Raw genomic sequence first — 9,436 nt, 5'->3', positions numbered from 1 at the left:
CAACTTGAAGATGAGTATCAAACTCAAATTCAAAATTTAGTCGTGGCATAGGACAAAAAAGTCTCTATTTAAATTGTCTATTTTATTGACAGGGGACCAGGTGTCACTGTGGAAAAAGCATGTAGAATATTATCGGCGGCGGCTAAAACTCACCTAATAGAATATCATTTTTCAAACCCACAAGTGAAAGTTACACCAATTACGTCAAAAGAGTGGGCCATGTTGATGACTAATTTGACACGGATACCTGTATACAGGCGAGAAGAAAGGAGGGATATCGTATATTTACTTTGTTACAGTGAGTTTGAAAGATTATCGGTTTATCATTTTCAATCATTTCTGAATGTTTCAAAGGGTACGATTATAAGTGATATTAAGCAATTACGGCAGTACTTAAGTGATTTTAAAGTACGAGTTGATTATCAACGACAATCTGGGTTTTATTTAACTGGAAATGAATTGACCATTCGATCATTAGCACAGCAAGCTATTTCAAGATTATTTAATCAAAAGAGTGGTCAATTTGCATTGTACGATTGGATAAGAATTAATCAATTTACTAGTTTTTCGGCTATGCGTGATGAAATCATGGGATTAATCAGTAAATCTAACATGACCGTAGTACCGGAAAGATTAGATGAAATCACGTTCTTTTTATGTGGCACAGTCCCAAGACTATCTAAGTTAAAGATAATGCCAGTAAGTCAATATGATGTGCGCAGCTTGCGGCTATTTGCCGAGATTAAGGAATTTTTTCCAGTTAATCTAAGGAAAGATACTCTTGATAAGCAAACGCAGGAAAAAGAAAGCGCTTATATAACATTTTCTTTACTAACTGTGGCAGACGGTAATATTGAGAGCCCGATATTTGATGAATTTTTAGAATATTCTGCGAATATTATTCAAAAAATGGAAAAGTTAATGGGAATTGAGTTTAATGACTATCGAGATCTTTTGTTGAGCGTCTTCAATCATTTAGTTCCAGCCTATTTCCGAATTGTAATGGATTTTAGGGTGATTAACAATATTTTAGACAATGTGAAAAAAGAGTATAAGGATATATATATATTTACAAGGCAATCATTAAACGATTTGTCTAAGAGCTTAAATATTAGGCTTTCCGATTCAGAAGTCGCATTACTTACTGTTTTGTTTGCAGGCTCGGTGTATAACAACAGAGAAGAATATAGAAACGCTTGTAGGGCGATGATAGTATGCCCTAATGGGACCAGTTCATCAGTAATGCTTCAATCTGAATTAAAACAAATTTTACCAGCAATTAATTTTGAAAAAATTGGTACGATACGTGAAGTTGAAAATGTTGGGTCTCAACATTATGACATGATTTTTACAACGGTTGAATTAGAAGTTAGCGAATTGGACAGTAATAAAGTGTTTATTGTTCATCCACTTATGTCACAAGCAGAAAAAAACAAGCTCATTTATGATGTGCAAAAGCGTGTGTTATTACCAGAGCTTTCTGTCCCTAGTAGTACAGAGGTAATTGAAGCTATTAAACCGTATGTTTCCTTAAACCCAGGAGTTACATTAGAAGATTTATATAAAGCAGTTAATAGGAAGTTTAATAAATTTTGTGCAATTGAGGAAGATGATAGACCAATGCTAACAGACCTTATAACTAAAGATACTATTCAAGTAACTGATGAAAAATTGAATTGGAAAGAAGCAATTGCATTTGCAGCCAAACCTTTGGTTAAACAGGGGGCTGTAGAACCAAGATATGTAGATGCAATGATTGATAAAGTTGAACAGTATGGACCTTTTATCCATATAGGTCGTGGAATTGCAATGCCACATGCTCGACCAGAGGATGGTGTTAACAAAATAGGTATGTCGGTACTGAAAGTTAAACATCCAATTTTACTTCTTGATCAGGCAGAGCATGAGGTTTCACTCTTCATTTGTTTGGCAGCAATCGACAATACAACGCATTTGAGGGCGCTTTCAAGTTTAGCGGATATCTTATCGGATGAGAAAGTGCTGGATGAATTATTGAATGAAAATGATACAAATAAAATATTAAGCATTTTGCAAAAAGGAGATAAGTAAAATGAAAATTGCAGCTGTTTGTGGATCTGGATTAGGCTCAAGCTTTATGGTGGATATGAATATGCAGAGTATTTTAAAGGAAAAGGGGATTGGAAGCGTAGAGACAACACATTTTGATGTTGGGAGTGCTGTACCAGGTTCTGCAGATTATTTCTTTGTTGGTAAAGACTTAGAAAATAGTGTCCATAATTTAGATAACGTAATTGTACTTGACAGTATTATTGACAAAAAAGAACTAGGAGAAAAGCTCCAAAAAGTTTTAGACGAAAACGGTATTACTAAATAAAAAATATTGTGGAAGTTTTGAGAGGGGACGATTTTAATGAAGTCAGTACTTCAAATTATTGTGGATATTTTTAGTATCCCCGCCATATTGGTTGCGTTAATTGCTATTTTAGGTCTGTTATTACAAAAAGCGAAGTCTACTGAAGTTATCAAGGGCGGAATAAAGACTTTTGTCGGGTTTTTAATTTTAACGCAAGGCGCAAACATTATTACGTCAGCATTAACTCCGTTTGGCCAAATGTTCCAGCAGGCATTCCATGTTACGGGTGTCGTTCCAAGTAATGAAGCAATTATTGCTGTGGCCATTAAGAGTTTTGGAACGACAAGCGCTTTGATTATGGTTACTGGTATGGCCTTCAACATCCTTTTTGCAAGATTTACTAAGTTTAAGTATGTCTATTTAACTGGACATGCGTTCTTCTACCAAGCATGTATTATTGCAGTTATTTTAACTGGAGCTAAAATGAATAATGCCTTGATGATCTTAGTTGGTGGGGCGTTCTTAGGTATGGCTGGGGCAATTTGGCCGGCAATTTTGCAACCGTTTACAAGGAAAATTACAGGTACTGATGATGTAGCATTGGCCCATACAGGTAATTTTGGGTATATGATTTCTGCATTTGTTGGGAAAATTTTTGGTCGAAAAGGAAAGAAAACAAAATCTACTGAAGACATTAATTTTCCGCAAAGCTTGGCTTTCTTAAGAGATTCGACAGTAAGTATTGCTATTACCATGACGATTGTTTATGTCATTGTTGCAATTGTAACGGGGCCTGAGTACATTCAATCAAAACTGAGTGATGGTACAAACTATATCGTTTATTCTATTCAAGAAGCAGGATACTTTGCAGCTGGAGTTTACATCATTTTAGCAGGTGTTCGAATGGTCTTGGGTGAAATTATTCCTGCGTTTAAGGGAATCTCCGAACGATTAGTGCCAAATTCAAAACCTGGATTAGACTGTCCAATTGTATTCCCATATGCACCAAACGCTGTATTGATTGGGTTCTTCTCATCATTTATTGGCGGAATTGTCTCGATGATCATCATGGCATTTGCAGGTACAACAATCGTTATTCCTGGTGTTGTTCCTCATTTCTTCTGTGGTGCAACTTCTGCAGTTTATGGCAATGCGACTGGTGGAATCAAAGGCGCCGTGGCAGGCTCTTTTGTTCAGGGAGTAATTATTAGCTTTATGCCACTATTCCTAATGCCACTTGTAAGCAATCTTGGATTTACAGGTTCTACGTTCTCAGACACAGATTATGGTGTTGAAGGATTGCTACTGGGTCAGGCATCGCGTATGGGAGGACAGATGGCAATCATCGCTGTAACGGTTATTATCCTCATTATCATGTTTGCACTTACGGCGTTTAGTAATAAGAGTAAAAAAGTTGCGGATTAGTTCAATATATCGGAAAGTGAGTGTTTATATTGAAACAGGAAGAACTTCAAAAATTACAAAAATTAGCGGCTCATATTAGATTTGATGCAATTCAGGCTATTAAAAATGTAGGTCAAGGTCACATTGGCGGCTCTCTATCCATTTCAGATCTATTAGCAGTTCTATATGGTAAACAGATGAAATTTAATGCTGATGATCCAAACTGGGAATTGCGAGATCGACTAGTTCTCTCAAAGGGACATGCAGGTCCCGCGTTATATAGCGCACTTGCAATTTCTGGCTTTTTCGATGAAGAAAAATTAAGCACTTTAAATAAAGGCGGTACGTCATTACCGTCACACCCTGATCATTTACGTACCCCTGGTGTAGATGCCACGACAGGTTCTTTAGGACAAGGAACTTCCCAGGCAGCTGGTATTGCAACAGGATTGAAACTACGAGAATCAAAGAACTTTGTTTATTTAATTGTTGGTGAGGGTGAGCTCAATGAGGGACAATGCTGGGAAGCGTTTCAGTACATTGCAAGTAACAAGCTTGATAATTTAATTGTAATTATTGACGATAATAAAAAACAGTTAGATGGTTGGACGGATGATGTTATTAAGCAGTGGGATATTGCAAGTAAGATGAGATCTTTTGGCTTTAATACTATTCAAGTTAAAGGGGATAATCTGGAATCAATTGACGACGGCATTGAATATTTAAAAACTACAAAGGATACCGCAAATTGTATGGTTCTTGATTCTGTTAAAGGTGCTGGTGTTCCGTTATTTGAGAATATGGAGAACAATCATTCTGTGAAGTTTAATGATGATGAGCTTAATTCTCAGACGGATGAAGCATTAGCCAAATTGCAGTCTATCTACGAGGGGTAAAGTATATGTTTAAATTGGATGAAAGACGAGAAAATGGTAAAGAGTTGCGTAATGTTGTTGTAGATTCATTGATGGACTTAATGAACAAAAATGATAAAGTTATTGCGCTGGATGCTGACTTAGCAGGAGCAAGCAACTTTAATCGCATTAAAAGTGCTCATGGGAAATCATTTATCGATGTTGGAATTTCTGAGGCTAATATGATTGGTGTTTCTGCTGGACTTAGTCTAACGGGGTATACGCCATATGTGCATACTTTTGCACCATTTGTTGCACGTAGAGCATTGGATCAAGTTTACATGTCAGGCGCTTACTCTAAAAACACAATTAACATTTATGGTTCTGATCCTGGATTTAATGCAGGTTTTAATGGGGGAACACACACTTCTTATGAAGATGTTGCCATTATGAGATCGATTCCGGAAACGATTGTATGTGATCCTGCTGATGCAGTTCAAATGGAATGGATTATTAAGGAATTTAGTAATTTGGGTCAGGGAATCCATTATGTACGTGGAAATCGAAAGTCAGTACGGAATGTTTATGCGGAAAATTCCTCGTTTGAAATTGGAAAGGGAAATCTTTTATACGAAGGATCTGACTTACTGATTATTGCTACTGGGCAACTTGTTTCTGAAGCAATCGATGTGCATGATGAACTAAGCAAAATTGGTATTTCATCTGATGTAGTAGATATGTTCACAATTAAACCTTTAGATACGGATTTATTATTGGAACGAGCAAAGAACAAACGCGGTATAGTTACAATTGAAAACCATAACATTATTGGTGGATTAGGCAGCGCTGTATCAGAAGTAATGGCAGAAAAAATGGTTGGTGTACCATTACTACGCGTTGGTAACGAAGATTATTTTGGACAAGTAGGGACTCCGGACTACCTTCAACAAGCGTATGGTTTAACATCGAAACAGATATTAAGTAAGGTAAAAAAACATTTTTCGTTTTAATAGTGTAGTCGGCGAAAGGAAGCGTCACAGTGAAAAGTAGGATTTCGAAATATATTGATAATACATTGTTGGACCCAACTGCCACCGAAACTGAAATCACAAAATTAATTAGCGAGTCAATAGAGAATGGATTTGCTTCTGTCTGCGTTAATCCGTGTTGGACAAAGTTTTGTTCAGATAAGCTAAAACAGGCAGACGTCGATGTTGTTACCGTTATTGGCTTTCCTTTAGGTTCAACGACAACTGCCGAAAAAGTTTATGAGGCGAGTGAAGCTATAGAAGCAGGTACTGATGAAATTGATATGGTTATGAACATTGGTTTCTTCAAAAGTGGTAAATTAGCTGACGTGTCGCACGATATTCAATCCGTTTCAAAAGTAGCTCATGATAATAATTGCAAGCTTAAAGTTATTATTGAAGCAGGACTGTTGTCGGATGAAGAAATAGTTACTGCATGTAATATTGTCAGAGATGCTAATGCTGATTTTGTGAAAACCTCAACGGGATTTTTAGCAGGTGGTGCGACTGTACATGCTGTTAAGCTAATGAAACAGACGGTTGGAGATCAGTTAGAAGTAAAAGCTGCTGGGAAGATTCATAATTATACAGATGCTCAAAAGATGGTTGAGGCTGGTGCAACTCGCTTAGGTGCTAGTGCAGGAGTTCAAATTGTCAAGGAAGAGTTATCGTTGATTAATAATTAGTTTTCTACCGTTTGTAGCTTTTTAAGATATGCTAAGGTATGGTGGTTGTATTGAGTATTGATCTGCTAGTAGTTGATATAGATAGGACTAACTTAAAATCGAAGAATGAAATATTTCAAGTGAAAGGTTTTATTTATGGGAAAACAAGGTTGGCTATTTGTACAGCCTCAACCTATCATGATACTAAGATCAGGTTGGAAAAACTTGAATTGAGTCGATGTGAGAATACCTACATGATTTGTTCAAACGGTAGTATGACTTTTACAACAGATGGACGGTTAATTGATGCACGTCCATTAACGGATAATACTAGTAAGAAGTATGCCGTGCAAGTCCTTCATGAAAAGTTAGGGTTAAAAAAGCCAAAGATTAAAATGGTCAATCTATAAGAAATGTAAAATATTTTTATTTGGTTTATATGATTTTCAGAGCAGTGTTTCGAAATATCTGTTGCTTGTAATCAAGTATATCTTGGTTACTAGTAACGGATATTTTTATTTATTGTACAAATCAGCCAATAAACTACAATTATATTATTTGTCTGAAACAGCAATTTAATTAATTATTGAGTTGTCGAATGAGATGAAACGCACACAGAACATTCTTAGATGGTGATTTAGTCAGGCAAAATAAATAGCTGCTAGTTCGAAACAGCTTGTATAGTTTAAATTGTGGTAATGGTCAATCCTCATATTAAACGTCCTTGGGAAACAAATTTACGGATCGTACAGCTTTGATTGTCGTTCTTAGGGTGAGTATAACTATGTAAAATAGAATTACTATGTTAGTTACTTGAGACGAGTTACAGACTTAGAATCATTATTAAAAGTCACGATTTTGGAGTTGTCATCGTGAATGATGCTTTCCGTAGCGACTAACTTATTTGATTAAAATCGTCCGATTTTTTTTACTGGATACTTATTAGCCCTTTACTAAATCGTCGTACTAATAGTCAACTTTAGTCTGCTCGACAGTCGCGTTTGGTGGATATTTAATAGATTAACCCAAGGAGTGCTTAACAAAGGGGGGCTTATCTGACTCGACAGCGTAGCTTCATAAATATTAGTCGGCTCTAGCCGGCTTTGATCAGTGTAGTAAGCGACCTGTGTATCGAGGGGGAGGTGTTATTAGACTTAAGTCAGTGAATGAAACTTCCAACATGTGACCCCGTGGTTTTCGATGTAGTTTTACAAGTGGTTGATGCCAGATAAGCCGTACAATGGTTCTTTGTCAGTATTCGAAAAATGCATATTGAAATATTTGTGTTAAGCAAGATTGACAAACTGTTCTATTTTAAATTTAGGACTAACCATACTAGTATTACGGCGTAGCTTCTAAGTGATTTACCGGTAAAAATTAATTGCCGGATTGGTGTGTGATAATAAAATTGAAGTTGTTAGTTATAACTAATAACGGTATTTGGGTCATGAGGGTTGCTCTTTCTATTGTTTAGAAACGATAAGAAAGAGCGACCTTCATGGCCATTTTATAGTCTCTTACGTTTCGTACTTAGATTTTAAATCTTGTAAAAATTTTTGTTTTTACAAGTTTCATATTGATGATTGCTAATCAAGCCTTATTGTAATGTGGTTTTAAATTGGTGTTTTCAGACTAAATCCCAATATGTGAAAGAAAATTTTGTGTTGATAATGTTCAAGTGTCAAAAAAATATGGAGAATATAAATCGCATAAACGCCGGTATGAAAGGTAGTTTGAAAGTTTCAATATAACATATATGATTTTTTTTGTGAAAAAGCATTGACACGTAAGCGTTTTCATACTAATGTAACAAGTGTTCAAGAGGTTAACAAATGTTAAGGAGAGTGCTTAATTATGACTTTGTATAAACAGTTACAACAACGTGAAGCAGAAAATAATCCGATTAAGGTTGGGGTTATTGGTGCTGGTCAAATGGGATTTGGGATGATTTCTCAAATCGCAGGAATCCCTGGTATGGTTGTTAAGGGTATTAGTGATATTAACATCAAAAATGCTGAACGCGCCCGTGATTCTTTTAATGCCAACTCAAAGAAACCAGAAGAGATTCTTCTATCAACCGATTTCAAACAAATTGTTCATTCTGATCAAGTTGAAGTAGTTGTAGATGCAACTGGTGTGACCGAAGTTGGGGCACAATTAGCACTTGAAACATTGATTGCCAAAAAACATTTAGTTTTACTTAACGTTGAAATTGACGTTACCATTGGACCGTTAATGAAGAAATTATATGATGCTGGTAACCTTGTTTACACGGGTTCTGATGGTGATGAACCTGCCGTGACAACTGGATTATTCGAATTTGCTAAGTCAATGGGTATGAAAGTGTTAGTTGCTGGTAAGGGTAAGAATAATAAGATTAAGTTGGAAGCTAACCCAGATACTGCTAAGGCAGAAGCAGATAGTAAACACATGTCGCCACATATGTTAGCTGCTTTCCAAGATGGGACTAAGACAATGGCAGAAATGACCTTGTTATCAAATGCCACTGGGTTAACTCCAGATATTACTGGTATGCACGGTATCAAAGGCGACTTGGACGAAACTGTTAAAGACTTAGACTTGAAAGAAAACGGTGGTGTTCTTGACAACTTTGGCGTTGTTGAATACGTTGATGGGATTGCGCCAGGTGTCTTCGTTATTGTTGAAGGTCAAAATGAAGGCGTTGCCAATGAAATGAATTACTTGTTGAAGAAGGGTGATCGGAAACATCACATTCTTTATCGTCCATTCCACTTAGCTAGTTTGGAAACACCACTTACAATTGCTAAGGCGGTTCTTAACCATGATCATGCCATTGTTCCAATCGGTGCACCAGTTTCAGAAACTATTGCTGTTGCTAAGCGTGACATTAAAGCTGGCGAAACAATTGATGGTATTGGTGGTTACTCAGTTCGTGGTGTCATTGAAAAGTATGAACAATTTGTTGAAAATGAACACGTTCCAGTTGGCTGCATCACTGGTAACACGATTGCAAAGAAAGATATTAAGAACGGAACACCACTTACAAAAGACTCCGTAGAATTAGATTCTAACGCAGTTGTTGTGAAGTTGCGTGCACTACAAGATCGCGTCTTTCATTAAATAGAAGTTCTATGAAAAGTAATTACACGGGTCGAATGCAGTTGTAGG

Annotated in this window: 8 protein-coding genes; all 8 read left to right on the top strand. The window is 36.5% G+C overall.

Annotated features, from left to right (window positions below; translation table 11 throughout):
* Positions 1-108 precede the first annotated feature (108 nt).
* The 8 genes from FFM82_RS10325 to FFM82_RS10290 all read left to right on the top strand — a co-directional run bounded on the left by FFM82_RS10325 (position 109) and on the right by FFM82_RS10290 (position 9,388).
* Complete coding sequence (locus FFM82_RS10325; protein WP_137645757.1) at positions 109-2,070, top strand: BglG family transcription antiterminator; 1,962 nt, start codon at positions 109-111, stop codon at positions 2,068-2,070.
* Position 2,071: 1 nt separating this feature from the next.
* On the top strand, positions 2,072-2,356 hold the full coding sequence (locus FFM82_RS10320) for a PTS sugar transporter subunit IIB (RefSeq protein WP_137645756.1): 285 nt from the start codon (positions 2,072-2,074) through the stop codon (positions 2,354-2,356).
* 36 nt (positions 2,357-2,392) lie between these two features.
* The gene (gene ulaA / locus FFM82_RS10315; protein ID WP_137645755.1) at positions 2,393-3,760 is read left to right on the top strand and encodes a PTS ascorbate transporter subunit IIC; all 1,368 of its coding nucleotides are present in this window, start codon (positions 2,393-2,395) and stop codon (positions 3,758-3,760) included.
* 29 nt (positions 3,761-3,789) lie between these two features.
* Positions 3,790-4,635, top strand: coding sequence for a transketolase (locus FFM82_RS10310; protein WP_137645754.1), 846 nt, complete (start codon positions 3,790-3,792; stop codon positions 4,633-4,635).
* A gap of 5 nt (positions 4,636-4,640) precedes the next feature.
* Positions 4,641-5,603 carry a transketolase family protein gene (locus FFM82_RS10305; protein ID WP_137645753.1) on the top strand — a complete coding sequence of 321 codons (963 nt, stop codon included), beginning with the start codon at positions 4,641-4,643 and terminating at the stop codon, positions 5,601-5,603.
* A 29-nt stretch (positions 5,604-5,632) separates the two neighbouring features.
* Positions 5,633-6,307: a deoxyribose-phosphate aldolase gene (gene deoC, locus FFM82_RS10300; RefSeq protein WP_137645752.1), complete on the top strand. Its 675-nt coding sequence runs from the start codon at positions 5,633-5,635 to the stop codon at positions 6,305-6,307.
* Between the two features lie 50 nt (positions 6,308-6,357).
* A complete protein-coding gene (locus FFM82_RS10295) occupies positions 6,358-6,696 on the top strand; it encodes an HAD family hydrolase (RefSeq protein WP_137645751.1) in 339 nt (112 codons plus the stop codon).
* 1,444 nt (positions 6,697-8,140) lie between these two features.
* Complete coding sequence (locus FFM82_RS10290) at positions 8,141-9,388, top strand: NAD(P)H-dependent oxidoreductase (RefSeq protein ID WP_137645750.1); 1,248 nt, start codon at positions 8,141-8,143, stop codon at positions 9,386-9,388.
* The last annotated feature ends 48 nt before the right edge of the window (positions 9,389-9,436 follow it).

It is taken from the genome of Lactiplantibacillus plajomi, from assembly GCF_005405405.1.
GTDB classification, from domain to species: Bacteria; Bacillota; Bacilli; order Lactobacillales; family Lactobacillaceae; genus Lactiplantibacillus; species Lactiplantibacillus plajomi.
Note: the sequence above shows the minus strand (reverse complement) of the source record. Positions and strands in the feature narration are given on the sequence as shown.

What these genes read in the sequence shown, in the direction of transcription:
- ulaA (WP_137645755.1), top strand. Translation starts at nt 2,393, where the DNA reads ATGAAGTCAGTACTTCAAATTATTGTGGATATTTTTAGTATCCCCGCC.
- FFM82_RS10305 (WP_137645753.1), top strand. Translation starts at nt 4,641, where the DNA reads ATGTTTAAATTGGATGAAAGACGAGAAAATGGTAAAGAGTTGCGTAAT.
- FFM82_RS10290 (WP_137645750.1), top strand. Translation starts at nt 8,141, where the DNA reads ATGACTTTGTATAAACAGTTACAACAACGTGAAGCAGAAAATAATCCG.
- FFM82_RS10320 (WP_137645756.1), top strand. Translation starts at nt 2,072, where the DNA reads ATGAAAATTGCAGCTGTTTGTGGATCTGGATTAGGCTCAAGCTTTATG.